This is a genomic window from Streptococcus sp. HMSC077D04, assembly GCF_001808785.1.
GTDB classification, from domain to species: Bacteria; Bacillota; Bacilli; order Lactobacillales; family Streptococcaceae; genus Streptococcus; species Streptococcus mitis_BX.
On sequence record NZ_KV794465.1, the window covers coordinates 1 to 19,543 of the forward strand.

The 19,543-nt window shown below is 39.6% G+C and carries 21 protein-coding genes and 1 pseudogene; all 22 read left to right on the top strand.

What is annotated here, in order from left to right; all coding sequences use genetic code 11:
- Window positions 1-220 (top strand): annotated as a pseudogene (locus HMPREF2701_RS00795) (hypothetical protein); the annotation flags it as partial.
- Between the two features lie 73 nt (window positions 221-293).
- On the top strand, window positions 294-1,172 hold the full coding sequence (gene truB, locus HMPREF2701_RS00800; protein WP_042751064.1) for a tRNA pseudouridine(55) synthase TruB: 879 nt from the start codon (window positions 294-296) through the stop codon (window positions 1,170-1,172).
- A 110-nt stretch (window positions 1,173-1,282) separates the two neighbouring features.
- Window positions 1,283-1,921, top strand: coding sequence for a uridine kinase (udk, locus tag HMPREF2701_RS00805; protein ID WP_061590464.1), 639 nt, complete (start codon window positions 1,283-1,285; stop codon window positions 1,919-1,921).
- Between the two features lie 125 nt (window positions 1,922-2,046).
- The gene (gene xseA, locus HMPREF2701_RS00810) at window positions 2,047-3,387 is read left to right on the top strand and encodes an exodeoxyribonuclease VII large subunit (RefSeq protein ID WP_061590463.1); all 1,341 of its coding nucleotides are present in this window, start codon (window positions 2,047-2,049) and stop codon (window positions 3,385-3,387) included.
- Complete coding sequence (locus tag HMPREF2701_RS00815; protein ID WP_000043226.1) at window positions 3,365-3,577, top strand: exodeoxyribonuclease VII small subunit; 213 nt, start codon at window positions 3,365-3,367, stop codon at window positions 3,575-3,577. The genes xseA and HMPREF2701_RS00815 overlap by 23 nt, the downstream gene beginning before the upstream one ends.
- Entirely contained in the window at window positions 3,574-4,449 is an 876-nt protein-coding gene (locus HMPREF2701_RS00820) for a polyprenyl synthetase family protein (RefSeq protein ID WP_004260674.1), read from the top strand. Before HMPREF2701_RS00815 ends, HMPREF2701_RS00820 begins: the two co-directional genes overlap by 4 nt.
- A complete protein-coding gene (locus HMPREF2701_RS00825) occupies window positions 4,442-5,257 on the top strand; it encodes a TlyA family RNA methyltransferase (protein WP_004260671.1) in 816 nt (271 codons plus the stop codon). Before HMPREF2701_RS00820 ends, HMPREF2701_RS00825 begins: the two co-directional genes overlap by 8 nt.
- Complete coding sequence (locus HMPREF2701_RS00830) at window positions 5,250-5,681, top strand: arginine repressor (protein ID WP_020900686.1); 432 nt, start codon at window positions 5,250-5,252, stop codon at window positions 5,679-5,681. The genes HMPREF2701_RS00825 and HMPREF2701_RS00830 overlap by 8 nt, the downstream gene beginning before the upstream one ends.
- Before the next feature lie 6 nt (window positions 5,682-5,687).
- Window positions 5,688-7,355, top strand: a complete 1,668-nt coding sequence (gene recN / locus HMPREF2701_RS00835) for a DNA repair protein RecN (RefSeq protein ID WP_061590462.1) — start codon at window positions 5,688-5,690, stop codon at window positions 7,353-7,355.
- Window position 7,356: 1 nt separating this feature from the next.
- Window positions 7,357-8,085, top strand: a complete 729-nt coding sequence (locus tag HMPREF2701_RS00840; protein ID WP_061590461.1) for a metallophosphoesterase family protein — start codon at window positions 7,357-7,359, stop codon at window positions 8,083-8,085.
- A 78-nt stretch (window positions 8,086-8,163) separates the two neighbouring features.
- The gene (lepA, locus tag HMPREF2701_RS00845) at window positions 8,164-9,987 is read left to right on the top strand and encodes a translation elongation factor 4 (protein ID WP_001047207.1); all 1,824 of its coding nucleotides are present in this window, start codon (window positions 8,164-8,166) and stop codon (window positions 9,985-9,987) included.
- A 246-nt stretch (window positions 9,988-10,233) separates the two neighbouring features.
- Window positions 10,234-10,929 carry a hypothetical protein gene (locus HMPREF2701_RS00850; RefSeq protein WP_042751080.1) on the top strand — a complete coding sequence of 232 codons (696 nt, stop codon included), beginning with the start codon at window positions 10,234-10,236 and terminating at the stop codon, window positions 10,927-10,929.
- A gap of 184 nt (window positions 10,930-11,113) precedes the next feature.
- Entirely contained in the window at window positions 11,114-11,725 is a 612-nt protein-coding gene (locus HMPREF2701_RS00855) for a hypothetical protein (RefSeq protein WP_061590460.1), read from the top strand.
- Window positions 11,726-11,933: 208 nt separating this feature from the next.
- Window positions 11,934-12,410 carry a PTS sugar transporter subunit IIA gene (locus HMPREF2701_RS00860; protein ID WP_070481818.1) on the top strand — a complete coding sequence of 159 codons (477 nt, stop codon included), beginning with the start codon at window positions 11,934-11,936 and terminating at the stop codon, window positions 12,408-12,410.
- 38 nt (window positions 12,411-12,448) lie between these two features.
- A complete protein-coding gene (locus HMPREF2701_RS00865) occupies window positions 12,449-12,754 on the top strand; it encodes a PTS sugar transporter subunit IIB (RefSeq protein WP_000590547.1) in 306 nt (101 codons plus the stop codon).
- Between the two features lie 47 nt (window positions 12,755-12,801).
- Window positions 12,802-14,277 carry a PTS galactitol transporter subunit IIC gene (locus tag HMPREF2701_RS00870; RefSeq protein WP_042751083.1) on the top strand — a complete coding sequence of 492 codons (1,476 nt, stop codon included), beginning with the start codon at window positions 12,802-12,804 and terminating at the stop codon, window positions 14,275-14,277.
- Between the two features lie 98 nt (window positions 14,278-14,375).
- Window positions 14,376-15,272, top strand: coding sequence for an aldose 1-epimerase family protein (locus HMPREF2701_RS10505; protein ID WP_083281699.1), 897 nt, complete (start codon window positions 14,376-14,378; stop codon window positions 15,270-15,272).
- A gap of 285 nt (window positions 15,273-15,557) precedes the next feature.
- Entirely contained in the window at window positions 15,558-15,983 is a 426-nt protein-coding gene (gene lacA, locus HMPREF2701_RS00880; protein ID WP_000029277.1) for a galactose-6-phosphate isomerase subunit LacA, read from the top strand.
- Between the two features lie 30 nt (window positions 15,984-16,013).
- A complete protein-coding gene (gene lacB, locus HMPREF2701_RS00885; RefSeq protein ID WP_001216910.1) occupies window positions 16,014-16,529 on the top strand; it encodes a galactose-6-phosphate isomerase subunit LacB in 516 nt (171 codons plus the stop codon).
- Between the two features lie 10 nt (window positions 16,530-16,539).
- Window positions 16,540-17,469, top strand: a complete 930-nt coding sequence (locus HMPREF2701_RS00890) for a tagatose-6-phosphate kinase (RefSeq protein ID WP_061590458.1) — start codon at window positions 16,540-16,542, stop codon at window positions 17,467-17,469.
- 1 nt (window position 17,470) lies between these two features.
- Entirely contained in the window at window positions 17,471-18,451 is a 981-nt protein-coding gene (gene lacD, locus HMPREF2701_RS00895) for a tagatose-bisphosphate aldolase (protein ID WP_001229115.1), read from the top strand.
- 233 nt (window positions 18,452-18,684) lie between these two features.
- Complete coding sequence (locus HMPREF2701_RS00900) at window positions 18,685-19,521, top strand: PRD domain-containing protein (protein WP_049491608.1); 837 nt, start codon at window positions 18,685-18,687, stop codon at window positions 19,519-19,521.
- Window positions 19,522-19,543: the final 22 nt, after the last annotated feature.

Here is a 19,543-nt window from a genome sequence, read left to right on the forward strand (position 1 = left end):
AGCCATAAAAGATATTGTGTTCAATAAAGAAGTGAACGACTACTTCGACACCAACAAACCAGAAAGTAAGCTAGCTCGAATCATGTTTTCTTATTACGGAGCTCTCAATGCCCAGCTAAAAGGAGATGAAGAACGTGCCCGTAGTTTGTTTGAAAGTATCGCCCATGAAAATCCAGAACTCTTTTATGTTCAGGAAGCTAGGAAGTATTTAGAAAAATGAGCTGATATAGTTTTAAAATCTGTCTAAGATAGAATATGTTGATGTAAAGTGAAAAGGGAATTAGAAAGCAAATATGAACGGTATTATCAACTTAAAAAAAGAAGCGGGGATGACCTCGCATGATGCGGTTTTTAAACTGCGTAAGATTTTGGGCACCAAGAAGATTGGCCATGGTGGGACCTTGGATCCGGATGTGGTGGGTGTTTTGCCCATTGCAGTTGGCAAGGCGACCCGCATGGTCGAATTTATGCAGGATGAGGGCAAGGTCTATGAGGGTGAAATTACTCTGGGCTATTCCACGACGACTGAGGATGCTAGCGGGGAAGTGGTCGCAGAGACACCCGTTCTGTCGCCCTTGGATGAAAAGCTTATTGATGAAGCGATTACGAATCTGACTGGACCTATTAGTCAGATTCCGCCTATGTATTCAGCTGTCAAGGTCAATGGTCGTAAGCTCTATGAGTATGCGCGTGCTGGTCAGGAAGTGGAGCGTCCAGAACGTCAGGTGACCATTTATCAATTTGAGCGAACAAGTCCGATTTCTTATGAGGGGAATCTAGCACGTTTTAGTTTTCGTGTGAAATGCAGCAAGGGGACTTACATCCGTACCTTGTCAGTTGATTTGGGAGAGAAGCTTGGTTATGCGGCTCATATGTCACATCTGACTCGAACTAGTGCAGCTGGCTTGCAACTAGAAGATGCTCTTACCTTGGAAGAAATTGCTGCAAAAGTGGAGGCTGGCCAATTAGACTTTCTCCATCCTCTAGAGATTGGGACAGGCGACCTTGTCAAAGTTTTCCTAACTCAAGAAGAGGCTACCGAGGTACGCTTTGGTCGTTTTGTCGAACTCGAACAAACAGAACAAGAATTAGCTGCCTTTGAAGATGATAAATTGTTAGCTATTCTAGAAAAACGGGACAATCTCTATAAGCCAAGGAAGGTTTTTAGCTAGTCTAACTGAGGTTTGGGATTGGAATTGTTCTCTTAGACTATCCAAATCAGACTATAAATTTTGCAAAAAATGTGATAGAATAGACGACGGATAAAAAAACGGAGGATAGCATGCAAAATAGACCAATCATTATCGGAGTGACAGGTGGTTCTGGTGGTGGTAAGACCAGTGTTTCAAGAGCCATTTTATCGCATTTTCCTGATGAAAAGATTTCCATGATTGAGCATGATTCATACTACAAGGATCAGTCTCATTTGACCTTTGAAGAGCGTGTCAAAACCAACTACGACCATCCTTTTGCCTTTGATACAGACTTGATGATCCAGCAGATTAAGGAATTGTTGGCAGGGCGTCCGGTGGACATCCCGACCTATGACTATACAGAGCATACACGAAGTAGCAAGACCTATCGTCAAGAACCTCAAGATGTTTTTATCGTTGAGGGAATTTTGGTCTTGGAGGACAAGCGTCTTCGTGATTTGATGGATATCAAGATTTTTGTAGATACGGATGATGATGTGCGCATTATTCGTCGTATCAAGCGTGATATGGAGGAGCGTGGCCGTAGTCTTGATAGCGTTATTGACCAGTACTTAGGTGTGGTTAAACCCATGTACCACCAGTTTATCGAGCCAACTAAGCGTTATGCTGATATTGTTATTCCTGAGGGAGTCAGCAATACTGTTGCTATCGACCTGTTGACGACCAAGATTGAAAAGATTTTGGAAGAAGCTCGAAACAGCAAATAATCAGATGTGGAGGCTTGCCTCCTTTTTTATTTTTCCCTCATAATGGTACATAAATGGAGATTTTTAGGCATATTTTTGGTATAATAATACCCATGAAAGAGCAAGAAAATGAATAGTAGGTGGAGATGGAAAAGTATTTATCGGTAACAACTTTGACCAAGTATCTGAAAATGAAATTCGATAAAGACCCTTACTTGGAACGGGTCTATTTAACTGGTCAAGTTTCCAACTTTCGTAAACGACCTACTCACCAATATTTCTCCCTAAAAGATGACCATGCAGTTATCCAAGCGACTATCTGGTCTGGGATTTATCAGAAGTTAGGCTTCGACCTTGAAGAAGGGATGAAGATCAATGTGATTGGGCGTGTACAGGTCTATGAACCGAGCGGTAGCTACTCCATCATCATTGAAAAGGCTGAGCCCGATGGGGTTGGGGCGCTTGCGATTCAGTTTGAACAACTCAAGAAAAAATTGACAGAAGAAGGCCTGTTTCAAGAACGCTTTAAGCAACCTCTGCCCCAATTTTCTAAGAGAATTGGTGTAGTAACCAGTCGCAGTGGAGCCGTTATTCGAGATATCATCACGACCGTCAGCAGACGATTTCCAGGTGTCGATATTCTACTTTATCCAACTAAGGTTCAAGGTGAAGGTTCTGCGGAGGAAATTGCTCGAAATATTGCGCGTGCAAATCAACGGGACGATTTGGATTTGCTGATTATTGGTCGTGGTGGTGGTTCCATTGAGGATTTGTGGGCCTTTAACGAAGAAATTGTGGTACGAGCTATTTTTGAATCTCGTTTGCCAGTTATCTCTAGTGTGGGACATGAGACAGATGTGACCTTGGCAGATTTTGTTGCAGATCGTCGCGCTGCGACGCCAACGGCTGCTGCTGAACTAGCAACACCTGTGACCAAGTTGGATGTATTAGCTCATTTGCAAAATCAGGAAAAACGGATGGCTACGGCAGTACGAAATGTCTTATCTAAAAAACAAGAAGCTTTGAAAAAATGCAGTCAGTCTGTTATCTTTAGACAGCCAGAGCGTTTGTATGATGGCTATTTGCAACGCTTGGATCAACTGCAACTGCGCTTAAAACAAAGTTTGCGAACACGGATTTCTGATAACAAACAGCTAGTACAAGCAAGGACGCATCGACTGGTACAATTATCACCCGTTACCAAAATCCAACGCTATCAAGACCGTCTAGGTCAGTTGGACAAGCTTCTCCGTAGCCAAATGGCGCTGGTTTATGATGCCAAGGTTGCTGAAGTCAAGCGACTTTCAGAAGCCTTGCTCATGTTGGATACCAGTCGAATTGTGGCGCGTGGTTATGCTATTGTCAAAAAAGAAGAGTCAGTTGTGGATTCGGTTGAGAGTTTGAAGAAAAAAGACCAAGTGACGCTTTTGATGCGAGATGGTCAAGTAGAATTAGAGGTTAAAGATGTCAAAACAAAAGAAATTTGAGGAAAATCTAGCAGAACTGGAGACTATTGTCCAAAGTTTGGAAAATGGTGAAATTGCTCTAGAAGATGCGATTGCCGCCTTTCAAAAGGGTATGGTCTTGTCAAAAGAGCTCCAAGCAACGCTGGACAAGGCTGAAAAGACCTTGGTCAAGGTTATGCAAGAAGACGGAACAGAAAGTGATTTTGAATGAAAAAGCAAGAAAAATTAGCTCTTGTCGAGTCGGCCTTGGAAGACTTTTATGGAGACCAGCAGTTTGCCTCTAGTTTGCGAGAGTCTGTTCTCTATTCCATTCATGCTGGTGGCAAGCGTATTCGGCCTTTTCTCTTGTTAGAAGTTTTGGAAGCCTTGCAGGTCGCTATTAAACCAGCACATGCACAGGTGGCTGCAGCCTTGGAAATGATTCATACAGGGAGCTTGATTCACGATGATCTTCCTGCCATGGATGATGATGATTACCGTCGAGGGCGGTTGACCAATCATAAGAAATTTGGTGAAGCTATGGCCATTTTGGCTGGAGATGCTTTATTCCTAGATCCTTATGCCTTGATAGCGCAGGCAGATTTGCCAAGTCAGATCAAGGTGGACTTGATTGCTAACTTATCCCTAGCTTCAGGAAGTCTGGGCATGGTGGCAGGGCAGGTTTTGGACATGGAGGGTGAACACCAGCATTTGTCTTTGGAAGAACTCCAGACTATTCATGCTAATAAGACTGGAAAATTACTAGCTTATCCCTTCCAAGCAGCTGCTATTATAGCCGAATTGGCACCTGAGATGCAGGCAAAGCTGAAAACTATTGGGGAATTGATTGGGCTTGCTTTTCAAGTTCGAGATGATGTATTGGATGTGACAGCTAGTTTTGAGGAAATTGGCAAGACACCACAAAAGGACCTACAGGCTGAAAAGTCAACCTATCCAGCCTTGTTGGGCTTGGAAGAGGCCATTGCTTTTTGTAACCAGACTCTGGATCAAGCTAATGCCAAATTAGAAGAAATTGCCCAGCAGATTCCCTTTGATACAGAATCGATTGTAAGTGTAGTAGAAAGTTTGAGAATCAATGGCTAAGGAAAGAGTGGATGTACTAGCTTATAAACAGGGCTTGTTTGAAACGCGAGAACAGGCTAAGCGTGGCGTCATGGCTGGACTAGTCGTAGCAGTCCTGAATGGAGAACGGTTTGATAAACCAGGAGAGAAAATCCCAGACGACACCGAGCTAAAACTCAAGGGTGAAAAACTCAGGTATGTCAGTCGTGGCGGCTTGAAATTGGAAAAGGCTATACAGGTCTTTGATTTGTCAGTTGAGGGAGCGACCACGATTGATATTGGAGCTTCTACTGGAGGCTTTACCGACGTCATGTTACAGAATGGTGCTGAGTTAGTCTTTGCAGTCGATGTTGGTACCAATCAGTTGGCTTGGAAATTACGCCAAGATCCACGAGTTGTCAGCATGGAGCAGTTTAATTTCCGCTATGCAGAGAAGACTGATTTCGAAAAGGAACCGAGCTTTGCCAGTATTGATGTGAGTTTTATTTCCCTCAGTCTGATTCTGCCAGCCTTGCACCGAGTCTTGGCAAATCAAGGTCAGGTTGTGGCTCTGGTTAAGCCCCAGTTTGAGGCAGGGCGTGAGCAGATTGGGAAAAATGGAATTATTCGCGATGCCAAGGTCCATCAGAATGTCCTTGAATCTGTCACAGCTATGGCAGTAGAGGAAGGCTTTTCAGTCCTTGGATTGGACTTTTCTCCCATCCAAGGTGGACATGGAAATATTGAGTTTTTAGCGTATTTGAAAAAAGAAGAGTCAGCAAGCAATCAGGTTCTTGCTGAGATTGAAGAAGTAGTAGAGAGGACGCATAGTCAATTTAAAAATGAATAAAAAAGAGAGACTTGAAAAAATTAGACGATTTGTGACAGATTATCAAATCGGTACACAAGAAGAAATTGTAGAACATTTGAAAGAGGCAGGAATCACTGCCACTCAAGCGACGGTATCTCGAGATATCAAAGAATTAGGTATTGTCAAAATTCCTTTGAGAGACAACACCTATGTCTATGAATTGCCAAAATCAATCGTAAAAAGTTTGCAACTGGCTGAAGACAATATCGAATCAGCAGAATTGATGGACAAGATGATCAATCTCCAAGTTATCCCAGGAAATACAGCTTTTGTAAAAGCTCAGTTAATCGAGACTTTTGCCGACAAGATTTTTAGCTGTTTAGCTGATGATAGCTCGATTTTAGTCATTGCCAGAAGTGAAAGTCTAGCTGAGGAAATCTTTGAACAAGTAAAAAATTGGTAGGTCTATATGTTACTTGAAATTTCGATAAAAAACTTTGCCATTATTGAGGCTATTTCCCTCAATTTTGAAAAGGGAATGACTGTTCTGACTGGTGAAACGGGTGCAGGGAAGTCGATTATCATTGATGCCATGAATATGATGTTGGGAGCTCGTGCTACGACAGATGTTATTCGTCATGGTGCGCCAAAGGCAGAGATTGAGGGGCTTTTCTCAGTAGAGAATAGTCGCCTTTTGCTGGAAATTTTTGATGAGCAAGGTTTGGAAATGGGGGATGAGATTATCATCCGTCGGGAAATTCTGCAGAATGGTCGTAGTATCAGCCGTGTGAATGGCCAGATGGTTAATCTGTCTGTTTTGCGTGCTATTGGGCAACATCTTGTGGATATTCATGGTCAACATGACCAAGAGGAGTTAATGCGTCCCCAACTGCATATCCAGATGTTGGATGAATTTGGTGATACAGCCTTTTGGGCCTTGAAAGAAACCTATCAAACGAGTTTTGATGCCTATCGAAAAATGCGTAAGCAGGTTCTGGAAGTCAAGAAAAACCAACAGGAACACAAGGCACGTATCGAAATGTTGGAATTTCAAATGGCAGAGATTGAGGCAGCAAACTTGCAGGCTGGGGAAGACTTGGCTCTCAACCAAGAGCGAGAGAAACTTCTCAACCATAAAAATATTGCGGATACGCTGACCAATGCCTATAGTATGTTGGACAATGAAGACTTTTCAAGTTTGGCCAATGTTCGTTCAGCCATGAATGACATGGAAAGTGTCGAAGAGTATGACCCTGAATACCGTGAAATTTCAAGCTCTCTGTCTGAGACCTACTATGTCTTAGAAGATATTAGCAAACGTCTGGAAGCTATCATTGAGGACCTTGATTTTGACGGCAATCGTCTTATGCAGGTTGAGAATCGTTTGGACCTTCTTCATACCATTACCCGCAAGTATGGTGGGACTGTAGACGATGTCTTGCTTTATTTTGCCAAAATTACAGAAGAATACAATCTTTTGACAGGCAATAACCTTTCGTCTGAGGACATGGAAGCAGAGCTCAAGAAATTGGAAGTTAATCTTGTCGATTTGGCAGGTCAGCTTGCCTCTGCTCGTCATGATTTGGCTCAGCAATTAGAATCTGAGATTAAACAAGAGCTTCAAGATCTTTATATGGAAAAAGCCCAGTTTCAGGTTCGTTTTAGCAAGGGCAAATTCAGTCGTGAGGGCAATGAAACGGTCGAGTTTTACATTTCAACTAATCCTGGAGAAGACTTTAAACCCTTGGTCAAGGTTGCGTCTGGCGGGGAATTATCTCGTCTCATGCTAGCCATTAAGTCTGCCTTTTCTCGTAAAGAGGGTAAGACTAGTATTGTCTTTGATGAGGTGGATACAGGAGTTTCAGGTCGTGTAGCTCAGGCCATTGCACAGAAGATTCATAGAATTGGTCAGCATGGTCAGGTTCTTGCTATTTCCCATTTGCCACAAGTGATTGCGATTGCGGATTATCAATTCTTTATTGAGAAGATTAGTAATGACCATTCAACAGTTTCGACTGTTCGTCTCTTGACGGTTGAAGAGCGAGTGGAAGAAGTTGCTAAGATGTTGGCTGGTGATGATGTGACGGAAGCAGCCCTGACGCAAGCCAGAGAATTGTTGAGAAACAGGGAGAAATAAGATGACAGACTATTATGTAATTGGAGATGTTCATGGAAAAGCTGGGATGCTGGAAGACCTTCTCAAAACATGGGACGGCCAGACCCAGTTGCTCTTTCTAGGGGACTTGATTGACCGTGGTGAAGATAGTCGCCGTGTTCTAGAAATGGTTAAGGACTTAGTGGACAATCAAGGGGCTATCTGTCTATCAGGAAACCACGAGTATATGTTTTTGACTTGGCTCGATAACCCAGAAGAAAGCTATGACCACTATCGTCGCAATGGTGGAGATACAACCATTAACTCTATCCTAGGTCGACCCTTGGATGCACCGGTTGATGGAGTAGAAGATGCCAAGCGTGTTGCTACTGAAGCAGCAGACTTGGTCGAATTTATTCGTCAAATGCCGTTTGTGGTAGAGACAGACAAGTATATCTTTGTTCACGCAGGTATTGATTTGACCTTGGATGACTGGCATGAAACTACAGATTATAAAAAAGTTTGGCTTAGAAAACCATTCCACGAAGCAGAAAATCATACTGGAAAAATCATTGTCTTTGGCCATACACCGGTATATGGTTTGTTAAAGCAAGAGCGTGGTACAGCTGATCTTTGGACTACAGAAGATGGCAAGATTGGGATGGACGGAGGAGCTGTTTATGGTGGTGTCCTTCATGGGATTGTCTTTACAGACCAAGGAATGACAGAACACCACTTTATCGAAAATGACGGCTTTGTTGCTGAAGATTAGTACTCCTGGCAGGGTATGGTCTTGTCAAAATGTCAAAAACAATTTATAATAAATAGATACCCTGAAAGGAAGAGAATCATGAACTTAGAAGAATTGAAAAAACGACAGGAGAAGATCCGTAACTTCTCTATTATCGCCCATATTGACCACGGGAAATCAACTCTAGCAGACCGCATTTTGGAAAAGACAGAGACAGTATCCAGTCGTGAAATGCAAGCTCAACTTTTGGACAGTATGGATCTAGAGCGAGAACGTGGGATTACTATTAAGTTGAATGCCATTGAGCTGAATTATACTGCAAAAGATGGGGAAACTTATATTTTCCACTTGATTGACACGCCGGGGCACGTAGACTTCACCTATGAAGTTTCACGTTCGCTCGCTGCCTGTGAGGGAGCGATTTTGGTGGTCGATGCTGCTCAAGGGATTGAGGCTCAAACCCTTGCCAATGTTTATCTGGCCTTGGACAATGATTTGGAAATCATGCCAGTCATTAACAAAATTGACCTACCGGCTGCAGATCCAGAGCGCGTGCGTACAGAGATTGAAGATGTGATTGGTTTGGATGCCAGTGAAGCAGTTTTGGCTTCTGCCAAGGCTGGTATTGGGATTGAAGAAATCCTCGAGCAAATCGTAGAAAAAGTACCAGCACCAACAGGTGATGTGACGGCGCCACTTAAGGCCTTGATTTTCGACTCTGTTTACGATGCCTACCGTGGGGTTATTCTCCAAGTGCGTGTCATGGACGGGGTGGTTAAACCTGGTGATAAGATTCAGCTCATGAGTAATGGCAAGACCTTTGATGTGACCGAAGTCGGTATTTTTACACCCAAAGCAGTTGGTCGTGATTTTCTTGCGACTGGGGACGTTGGTTACATTGCGGCTTCTATCAAGACGGTTCAGGACACTCGTGTGGGTGATACAGTTACCTTGGCAACTAATCCTGCAGCAGAGCCATTACATGGCTACAAGCAGATGAATCCTATGGTCTTTGCGGGTCTCTACCCAATTGAGTCAAACAAGTATAATGATCTTCGTGAAGCCCTTGAAAAATTGCAACTGAATGATGCTAGTCTTCAATTTGAACCAGAAACATCACAGGCACTTGGATTTGGTTTCCGTTGTGGTTTCCTTGGACTTCTCCATATGGATGTTATCCAAGAACGTTTGGAACGTGAGTTTAACATCGACCTCATCATGACAGCTCCGTCTGTTATTTACAAAGTTAATTTGACCGACGGTGAGTCTATGGATGTGTCGAACCCATCTGAGTTTCCAGACCCAACTAAGATTGCGACCATTGAAGAGCCTTATGTCAAGGCGCAAATCATGGTACCACAGGAGTTTGTCGGAGCAGTGATGGAGCTAGCTCAGCGCAAGCGTGGGGACTTTGTGACTATGGACTATATTGATGATAATCGGGTTAATGTTATCTATCAAATTCCTCTTGCTGAAATTGTCTTTGACTTCTTTGATAAACTTAAGTCTTCGACACGTGGTTATGCAAGCTTTGACTACGAATTGTCAGAATATCGCCCATCTAAGCTGGTCAAAATGGATATTCTTCTCAATGGAGACAAGGTGGATGCCCTCAGCTTTATCGTTCACAAGGATTTTGCCTACGAACGAGGAAAACTCATCGTTGATAAGCTCAAGAAAATCATCCCTCGTCAACAATTTGAAGTACCAATCCAAGCAGCTATTGGACACAAGATTGTCGCTCGTACTGATATCAAGGCCCTTCGTAAGAACGTACTTGCTAAATGTTATGGTGGTGACGTTTCTCGTAAGCGTAAACTGCTTGAAAAACAAAAAGCTGGTAAAAAACGCATGAAAGCTATCGGATCAGTAGAAGTTCCACAAGAAGCCTTCCTCAGCGTCTTGAGTATGGATGAAGAATAATGATTCTATATAAAACTCTTGAAATACATTCAAGAGTTTTATATTTTTAGTTAAAAATTGTAACTTAACTCCATTTATGGTAGAGTAAAATACGGAGGTTATATGGAATACTAAAAGTTATTATGACTAGGAAAATTTTAAATAAAATTGATAAAGAACTGGGGCAGAAAATGAATTAGAATAATGATTCTATTTTACCGCTTGGATCTATAATTGTTAGTAAAGAAGGGGCGATTTCTTTAACTTATGATGAAAGTATTAGAAGAAAAACAAATTAAAACTGAAAAGTTATATGGTTTTACTCGATATTTATTAATTGAAATAAATAATGGTTACGGGTTACTGGATTGTGAATCTACGACTTGTTTTGGTTATTTTTATAAAATTTATAAGATTGATTTTGATTTATTTTATAAGATAAAAAAGCAATCTGAGGATAAGCGAGAAGATATAACAAAAAATATAAAATTAGGTAGATTTTTCATGCTACCGATAATGATAGTGATTTTTTTCATTCTTTTAATAGAATTTATTGGCTTTAATAAATTTAATCTTGTTTTATCTCATAGCTTTACGTATTTTATCTTTTCTGCATTACCTGTTATATTATCAGTATTATTTCGCTTGGGCTATTCTTATAAGCAAAAACTGATGATTAATAAAATTTTTATATTAGAAAATTCTCGTCATTACCATGTAGTTGAAAAGTTTAGTAATTTTAAATTAAAAAATTGGCTTCTCCTAATTATAAATGTGGTTATTGCCAGTTCTTTACTTATTTATATTTATGTATATGGTAATTTAATTGTTATGTTTTTTACGACAATATATTTATATTTATTAACTTTTAGTAAGAATATACGATTGAGTCAAGCAAATACAATGAATATTAAAATATTTGTTGAAAAAGGATATTCGGAAAGTGATTCAATGTTATTATAGAATTCAATAATTGGATAAATAGATACTCGATACGACTTAGTCAGTTTTCATAATCAAGAGTATATTCTATATTATCAAATCCAATGTTTGAACTAAAATTGGAAAAAATTCTTATACTTTATTTGTTTTTATTAAAAATTGTAAATTAACTCCATTTATGGTAGAGTAACATATGGAGGTTATTATGAAAAAAATTTTACTTTTAGCATCTATTTTGCTTACAAGTGTCACGTTAGTGGCATGTTCAAATCAAGCTCAAACTCAAGGAAATTCAAGTAAAACAACTAGCTCTTCAACTAGTCAAGATTCAACTAATTCAAACACTCTTAGTAGTACACAGAATTCAGAAGAAAGTCAAGTGATTGGTTCTGATGAGTATGGGTTCGTTAAAGTACCAAAGTCTTGGATTAAGTTCAATGAAGTACAGGGAGGCAATGATATTCAATATTCAGACGGTACGGATGTGAATATTGTCACCTTGAATACTTTTAAAGCAGAACAATTTGGTATTCCTGATAATGAATTTCAAAAACTTGAAACAGTTCGTATTTCTGATAGTATTTTTACTTCAAAAGAAAGTAATCCAGAATTCACTAAAGTTTGGGGTTCTAAGTCAACTATTGGAGGTTATGAAGCCTATGTAGTTAACGCAATTTCTAAGTCTGGAAAATACATCATTACATGGATTTTTAAATCTAGTGATGGTAAGTTCAGATATGTTGCTTTAGAAGGGACTCCAGAAACATTAAAAAATCTACTTCCCATGATTGAAGAGAGTTGGACAATTCAAAAATAATTATTAAAGCAGGATTGGTATCCTGTTTTTTTGTTTAAGTCATTAAAAACCGTTTTAAATGTTTGTTTTAAATGTTTGTTTTGCTTATAAAGATAAAAAATAAACAAAACAATCAAAAAAAGGACAAAAAACAACAAAAAATATTGACAACGATTTCATATAGTGTTATACTTATAGCATAAAGTTAATGGAAAGAAGGGAAAACCTTATGGGATTAGATCATTTCTTTGACAAAAACCTTGTGTTTTGCTTAGAAGCGGATAATCAAGAACATCTCTTTGATCAGGTCGCAACTTTATTGGAAGAACGAGAAATCGTGACTCCGACCTATCGTGAAGCCCTGATCACGCGTGAAAAGTCATTTCCAACTGGCTTAGATATGGAATTTTTGGGTAAGGATTTGCCGAATGTGGCTATTCCTCACACAGATATTGTTCATAATCTTGCCGAAAAAGTTGTGGTAGTTCGATTAGAAAAACCAGTGACTTTCCACAATATGATTGCGCCAGATAAGGAAGTGGAAGTATCCTTACTCTTCTTTATCATTAATAACTCAAGTTCAAGCCAAACGAACATTCTTGCTCAGTTGATGGACTTCTTTACTGGAAATGGTTATCTTGAAGACCTATCAAAAATTTCTGAACCAGAAGCCATCTATGCTTATATTGCTGAAGCAATTGCTTAATCTTGTCTATTAAAAATATTAAATCGGAGGAAATCCATATGATTAAAATTCTTGCTGCCTGCGGTGCAGGTGTTAACTCAAGCCACCAAATTAAAAGTGCTCTTGAAGAAGAACTTTCAAACCGCGGTTTCGATGTTCACTGTGATGCGGTAATGGTCAAAGACGTTAATGAAGACCTTATCAAAGGTTATGACATCTTCACACCAATTGCTGCGACAGATCTTGGTTTTGACCCAGGTATTCCAGTTATCGAAGCTGGACCAATCTTATTCCGTATCCCAGCAATGAGTGCTCCAGTATTTGACAATATTGAAGCAGCTATCAAAGAACACGGATTAAGCTAATTTTAATTTGTTAACATTCATATAACTATAAAAAGGGAGGAACTATTATGGATGTCATTATCGAACTAGCCAATAAGCTGTTCAAACCTATCTTGGATATGGGTGGACCAATCATCATGCTGATCATTTTGACAGTATTGGCTCTACTTTTTGGAGTGAAATTCTCCAAAGCGCTTGAAGGTGGTATCAAACTTGCCATCGCTCTTACAGGTATCGGTGCCATCATCGGTATGTTAAATGGTGCTTTCTCAGCATCACTTGCAAAATTCGTTGAAAACACTGGTATTCAATTGAACATCACCGACGTTGGTTGGGCACCACTTGCTACAATCACTTGGGGATCTGCTTGGACACTTTACTTCTTGCTCATCATGTTGATTGTCAACGTAGTGATGCTTGCTATGAAGAAAACTGACACACTTGACGTTGATATCTTCGATATCTGGCACTTGTCTATCACAGGTCTTTTGATTAAATGGTATGCAGACAACAATGGAGTTAGCCAAGGAGTTTCACTCTTCATCGCGACTGCAGCAGTTGTTCTTGTTGGGGTTCTTAAAATCATCAACTCTGACTTGATGAAACCAACATTTGACGATCTTCTTAATGCACCAAGTTCATCACCAATGACTTCAACTCACATGAACTACATGATGAACCCAGTTATCATGGTTTTGGATAAGATTTTTGAAAAATTCTTCCCAGGTCTTGATAAATATGACTTTGACGCTGCAAAATTGAACAAGAAAATCGGTTTCTGGGGATCTAAATTCTTCATCGGTTTCATCCTTGGTATCGTAATCGGTTTGATGGGTACTCCACATCCGGTTGAAGGACTTAAAGATGCAGCAAACTGGCAAGAAGTTATCAAAGGTTGGTTGTCTCTTGGTTTGACAGCCGGTGTAGCTTTGGAACTCTTCTCACTTATCGGTTCATGGTTCATTGCTGCCGTAGAACCACTTTCACAAGGTATTACAAACGTTGCTACTAAACGTTTGGAAGGACGTAAGTTTAACATCGGTCTAGACTGGCCATTCATCGCTGGTCGTGCTGAAATCTGGGCTTGTGCAAACGTACTTGCACCAATTATGTTGATTGAAGCTGTGCTTCTTTCAAACGTCGGAAATGGTATCTTGCCACTTGCAGGTATCATCGCTATGGGTGTTACTCCAGCTCTCTTGGTTGTAACACGTGGTAAATTGCTCCGTATGATTATCTTCGGAACACTCTTGTTGCCACTCTTCCTTCTTTCAGGTACACTTATCGCGCCATTTGCAACAGAACTTGCTAAAGGTGTAGGTGCCTTCCCAGAAGGTGTGAGCCAAACTCAATTGATCACTCACTCAACTCTTGAAGGACCAATCGAAAAACTTCTTGGTTGGACAATTGGTAACACTACAACTGGTGATATCAAAGCAATCCTTGGTGCTGTAGCCTTCCTTGTATTCTATATCGGTATCTTTGCATGGTACAGAAAACAAATGATCAAACGTAACGAAGAGTACGCAGCAAAAGCAAAATAATGCGCTCCTATAAAATGTAAATTGTTGAAACTAGGTTGTCATACCATTAGGAGTGACAGCCTAGTTTTTTATAAACTATCAAGAAATCGGAGAAAATAATGGTAATTGAATTAAAATCAGAACAATTAAGAGTTCAATTTAACAGTTTTGGTGGGGCTCTTTCTTCTATAAAAGATGCTGAGGGACTGGAGTATTTGTGGCAAGGGGATGCTACTTATTGGAGTGGACAAGCTCCTGTTCTCTTTCCTATTTGTGGTTCTTTGAGAGAGGATACAGCCGTCTATATAGATGAGAATGAGCAGGAAAGCAAAGGAAAGATTCCTCGTCATGGTCTGGTCCGCAAGAAAGAATTTGAATTAGTTGAACAGACAGATAAGAGTGTAACTTTTGCAATTGAAGACGATGAGAATAGCTATCAAAACTATCCTTATCATTTCCGACTAGAAATCACTTATATCCTTACTGGCAAGACAGTACGAACTCAATACAAGATTTTCAATAAAGAAACCAACAAGGTCATGCCTTACTTTATTGGTGGCCATCCAGGATTTAATTGTCCTCTACTTGATGATGAAATCTATGAAGATTATTATCTAGAGTTTGAGAAAGAAGAAACTTGCTCTGTTCCACGTCCTTTCACAGAAACGGGTATGCTGGATTTTCAAGATAGAAGTCCATGGCTAAAGGGGCAAAAAGAAATAGATCTTAGTTATGATCTTTTCAGCACAGATGCAGTCACCTTAGATGAATTGCAATCTAGAACAATTGCCCTTCGTTCTCGTAAACATGATAAGGGATTGAAAGTGCACTTTGCAGAGTTTCCAAATCTCATTATCTGGTCAACTTTGAATAAAGGTCCTTTCATTGCCTTTGAACCATGGTCTGGCTTGTCAACATCCCTTGAAGAAGGAGATCATCTAGAAGATAAGAAGAATGTTCGTCTCCTAGAACCTGGTCAAGTAGATCAAATTGGTTTTGATATCGAAATTTTTTAGTTAAAAAAACACAAAAACAAACACTAACTGTTGACTTTTTCCGGAAATAGGAGTATATTATGTTTGTAAGCAACAAATGATGTTTGTAACAAACAAATAATCACTTGTTATATTCTCTTTCGTGGAGAAAGATTATTTCTAGGAAACTGATTTCCTAAACTTGAATAAGGTGTCATTCATCTCATTCAATCTAATTTGTCCATAAACTGCTAGAAAGCTTTTGTAGGTAAACTGCTAACCATAAAAGTCTTTACTAGCCTAGAAAAATAAAAAGGAGTATACAATATGTCTATTGTTATCGGTGCAGATGCTGCAGGTTTGAGATTGAAAGAAGTTGTGAAAGACTTCTTGGAAAAAGAAAACTTCCACGTTGTGGATGTTACAGCTGAAGGTCAAGACTTTGTTGATGTTACTCTTGCTGTTGCTGCAGAAGTAAATAAAGAAGAGCAAAACCTTGGTATTGTGATTGATGCTTATGGAGCTGGTCCATTTATGGTCGCAACAAAAATCAAAGGAATGGTTGCTGCAGAAGTTTCTGACGAACGTTCAGCTTATATGACTCGTGGCCACAACAACTCACGTATGATCACTATGGGTGCACAACTTGTTGGTGATGAATTGGCTAAAAACATCGCTAAAGGATTTGTTAACGGTAAATACGATGGTGGACGTCACCAAATTCGTGTTGATATGTTGAACAAAATGTGCTAATTAGATTACAGTAAGAAAGGTAAGTTAAAAATGAGAATTGCAATTGGATGTGACCACATCGTAACAGATGAAAAAATGGCGGTTTCAGAATTTTTGAAATCAAAAGGATATGAAGTCATTGACTTTGGTACATATGACCATACACGTACTCACTACCCAATCTTTGGTAAAAAAGTAGGGGAAGCTGTAACTAGCGGTCAAGCTGATCTTGGAGTATGTATCTGTGGTACTGGTGTTGGTATCAACAACGCTGTAAACAAAGTTCCAGGTGTCCGTTCTGCCTTGGTTCGTGATATGACAACAGCCCTTTATGCTAAAGAACAATTGAACGCCAACGTTATCGGTTTTGGTGGTAAGATTACTGGAGAATTGCTCATGTGTGATATCATCGAAGCTTTCATCCATGCTGAATACAAACCATCTGAAGAAAACAAGAAATTGATTGCGAAAATTGAACACCTTGAAAGTCACAATGCTCAACAAACAGACGCAAACTTCTTCACTGAATTCCTTGAAAAATGGGATCGCGGAGAATACCACGACTAAGAGGTGACCTATGATTTTAACAGTCACAATGAACCCATCCATTGATATTTCCTATCCCTTGGATGAGTTGAAGATTGATACTGTCAATCGTGTGGTGGATGTAACCAAAACGGCTGGTGGTAAGGGACTCAATGTTACCCGAGTACTTTCAGAATTTGGGGATTCTGTTCTTGCTACTGGTTTAGTGGGTGGCAAACTTGGTGAGTTTTTAGTTGAAAATATTGATGATAATGTTAAGAAAGATTTCTTTTCTATTCAGGGAGAAACTCGGAACTGTATCGCTATTCTCCACGGAGACAACCAAACAGAAGTTCTTGAAAAAGGTCCTGAAGTATTGGAACAGGAAGGTCAAGACTTTTTGGAACATTTCAAAAAACTCTTGGAGTCAGTTGAAGTAGTAGCTATCTCAGGTAGTCTGCCAGCTGGCCTTCCAGTTGATTACTATGCGAGCTTGGTAGAACTTGCTAATCAAGCTGGCAAGCCTGTTGTCTTGGACTGCTCTGGTGCAGCACTTCAGGCGGTTCTTGAATCACCACATAAACCAACAGTCATCAAACCAAATAATGAGGAATTGTCTCAACTTCTAGGAAGAGAAGTTTCTGAGGATTTGGATGAATTAAAAGAAGTTCTTCAAGAACCTTTGTTTGCAGGTATTGAATGGATTATCGTTTCACTTGGTGCCAACGGTGCCTTTGCCAAACATGGTGACACTTTCTACAAGGTAGATATTCCTAGAATTCAGGTGGTAAATCCTGTTGGATCTGGAGATTCTACTGTAGCAGGAATTTCTTCAGGACTTCTTCATAAAGAATCGGATGCAGAATTACTCATCAAGGCAAATGTCCTTGGTATGCTCAATGCTCAAGAAAAAATGACTGGTCATGTCAACATGGCCAACTATCAAGCTCTATATGATCAATTAATAGTAAAAGAGGTATAAAATGGCTTTAACAGAACAAAAACGTGCACGCTTAGAAAAACTTTCTGATGAAAATGGTATCATCTCAGCTCTTGCATTTGACCAACGTGGTGCTTTGAAACGCCTCATGGCTCAACACCAAACAGAAGAACCAACTGTGGCTCAAATGGAAGAACTTAAAGTTTTGGTAGCAGATGAATTGACTAAATACGCTTCATCTATGCTTCTTGATCCTGAATATGGACTTCCAGCAACTAAAGCTCTTGATGAAAAAGCAGGTCTTCTCCTTGCTTATGAAAAAACAGGTTATGACACAACAAGCACAAAACGCTTGCCAGACTGCTTGGATGTTTGGTCTGCAAAACGTATTAAAGAAGAAGGTGCAGATGCAGTTAAATTCTTGCTTTACTATGATGTAGATAGCTCAGACGAACTTAACCAAGAAAAACAGGCTTACATCGAACGTATCGGTTCTGAGTGTGTGGCTGAAGATATCCCATTCTTCCTTGAAATCCTTGCTTATGATGAAAAAATTGCGGACGCAGGTTCTGTAGAATATGCGAAAGTAAAACCACACAAAGTTATTGGTGCTATGAAAGTCTTCTCAGACCCACGTTTCAACATTGATGTCTTGAAAGTAGAAGTTCCTGTTAACATTAAATATGTTGAAGGCTTCGCTGAAGGTGAAGTGGTTTATACACGTGAAGAAGCAGCAGCCTTCTTCAAAGCACAAGATGAAGCAACTAACTTGCCATACATCTACTTGAGTGCTGGTGTATCAGCTAAACTCTTCCAAGATACTCTTGTATTTGCTCATGAATCAGGTGCAAACTTTAACGGAGTTCTTTGTGGCCGTGCTACATGGGCTGGATCAGTTGAAGCATACATCAAAGATGGTGAAGAAGCAGCACGTGAATGGCTTCGCACAACTGGATTTGAAAACATTGATGAGCTCAATAAAGTTCTTCAAACAACAGCAACTTCATGGAAAGAACGCGTGTAAGCAAGTCCTCCTGGGTTAGGAACATGAATCTAAAAAAATTTAAAAAAAGTTGTATGTAAAGGTTTACAAAATAACTTACTTGTGCTATACTTAAATCACAAGTTAATACAAGGTGAGTGTTACTAAGTAATATTAGGCATGATCACAGGTGAATTAGAAATCGGCTGATTTTCTAGTTCATTTGTGGTCATTTTTTGTACTCATATACCTTTAAGATATAAAAGGAGGTTGACATGTATCGAATTCTAAATCCAATAAATCATAATGTTTCGCTTGTCAGGAATGATAAGGGAGAAGAAGTGATTGTAATTGGTAAGGGGATTGCATTTGGGAAGAGGAAGGGAGATTTGATTACTGAACATCAGGTTGAGAAAATCTTTCGGATGAAGACCGAAGAGTCAAGAGAAAACTTTATGGCTCTCCTAAAAGATGTTCCGCTTGATTTTATCACAGTGACCTATGAAATCATTGATAAGCTATCAAAGAAATATCATTATCCGATTCAAGAGTATCTCTACGTAACCTTGACAGATCATATTTACTGTTCTTACCAAGCTCTAGCACAAGGAAGGTACAAGGATAGTAATCTGCCAGATATTTCCACTAAGTATCCTGTCGCTTTTCAAATCGCAAATGAAGCATTTGAAATTTACCGCCAGAAGCTAGCAGATCATTTTCCTGAGGACGAGATTATTCGGATTGCTTATCATTTCATTAATGCCGAAGGTGAAAATGAAGTAGAACTTGTGGAGTCGATTGATAAGAGGAAAGAAATTCTCAGGAATGTTGAAGAAGTTTTAACGGACTATGCAATTCAACGAACTAAAGAGAATAACCATTTCTATGATCGCTTTATGATTCATTTGAATTATTTCTTGGATTATTTAGACAGATCTAGAGATGATAACCAATCACTTCTGGATATGGAAGATCATATTAAACAATCCTATCCAAAAGCGTTCGAGATTGGTTCCAAGATCTATGATGTGATTACGCAACATACGGGTCTTGATTTGTATAAAAGTGAACGAGTTTATCTAGTTCTACATATCCAACGTTTATTGTCATAAAAATTTAATTAAAAATACATAA

Coding starts and splice junctions, on each gene's coding strand:
- truB (WP_042751064.1), top strand. CDS start 294: ATGAACGGTATTATCAACTTAAAAAAAGAAGCGGGGATGACCTCGCAT.
- udk (WP_061590464.1), top strand. CDS start 1,283: ATGCAAAATAGACCAATCATTATCGGAGTGACAGGTGGTTCTGGTGGT.
- xseA (WP_061590463.1), top strand. CDS start 2,047: ATGGAAAAGTATTTATCGGTAACAACTTTGACCAAGTATCTGAAAATG.
- HMPREF2701_RS00815 (WP_000043226.1), top strand. CDS start 3,365: ATGTCAAAACAAAAGAAATTTGAGGAAAATCTAGCAGAACTGGAGACT.
- HMPREF2701_RS00820 (WP_004260674.1), top strand. CDS start 3,574: ATGAAAAAGCAAGAAAAATTAGCTCTTGTCGAGTCGGCCTTGGAAGAC.
- HMPREF2701_RS00825 (WP_004260671.1), top strand. CDS start 4,442: ATGGCTAAGGAAAGAGTGGATGTACTAGCTTATAAACAGGGCTTGTTT.
- HMPREF2701_RS00830 (WP_020900686.1), top strand. CDS start 5,250: ATGAATAAAAAAGAGAGACTTGAAAAAATTAGACGATTTGTGACAGAT.
- recN (WP_061590462.1), top strand. CDS start 5,688: ATGTTACTTGAAATTTCGATAAAAAACTTTGCCATTATTGAGGCTATT.
- HMPREF2701_RS00840 (WP_061590461.1), top strand. CDS start 7,357: ATGACAGACTATTATGTAATTGGAGATGTTCATGGAAAAGCTGGGATG.
- lepA (WP_001047207.1), top strand. CDS start 8,164: ATGAACTTAGAAGAATTGAAAAAACGACAGGAGAAGATCCGTAACTTC.
- HMPREF2701_RS00850 (WP_042751080.1), top strand. CDS start 10,234: ATGATGAAAGTATTAGAAGAAAAACAAATTAAAACTGAAAAGTTATAT.
- HMPREF2701_RS00855 (WP_061590460.1), top strand. CDS start 11,114: ATGAAAAAAATTTTACTTTTAGCATCTATTTTGCTTACAAGTGTCACG.
- HMPREF2701_RS00860 (WP_070481818.1), top strand. CDS start 11,934: ATGGGATTAGATCATTTCTTTGACAAAAACCTTGTGTTTTGCTTAGAA.
- HMPREF2701_RS00865 (WP_000590547.1), top strand. CDS start 12,449: ATGATTAAAATTCTTGCTGCCTGCGGTGCAGGTGTTAACTCAAGCCAC.
- HMPREF2701_RS00870 (WP_042751083.1), top strand. CDS start 12,802: ATGGATGTCATTATCGAACTAGCCAATAAGCTGTTCAAACCTATCTTG.
- HMPREF2701_RS10505 (WP_083281699.1), top strand. CDS start 14,376: ATGGTAATTGAATTAAAATCAGAACAATTAAGAGTTCAATTTAACAGT.
- lacA (WP_000029277.1), top strand. CDS start 15,558: ATGTCTATTGTTATCGGTGCAGATGCTGCAGGTTTGAGATTGAAAGAA.
- lacB (WP_001216910.1), top strand. CDS start 16,014: ATGAGAATTGCAATTGGATGTGACCACATCGTAACAGATGAAAAAATG.
- HMPREF2701_RS00890 (WP_061590458.1), top strand. CDS start 16,540: ATGATTTTAACAGTCACAATGAACCCATCCATTGATATTTCCTATCCC.
- lacD (WP_001229115.1), top strand. CDS start 17,471: ATGGCTTTAACAGAACAAAAACGTGCACGCTTAGAAAAACTTTCTGAT.
- HMPREF2701_RS00900 (WP_049491608.1), top strand. CDS start 18,685: ATGTATCGAATTCTAAATCCAATAAATCATAATGTTTCGCTTGTCAGG.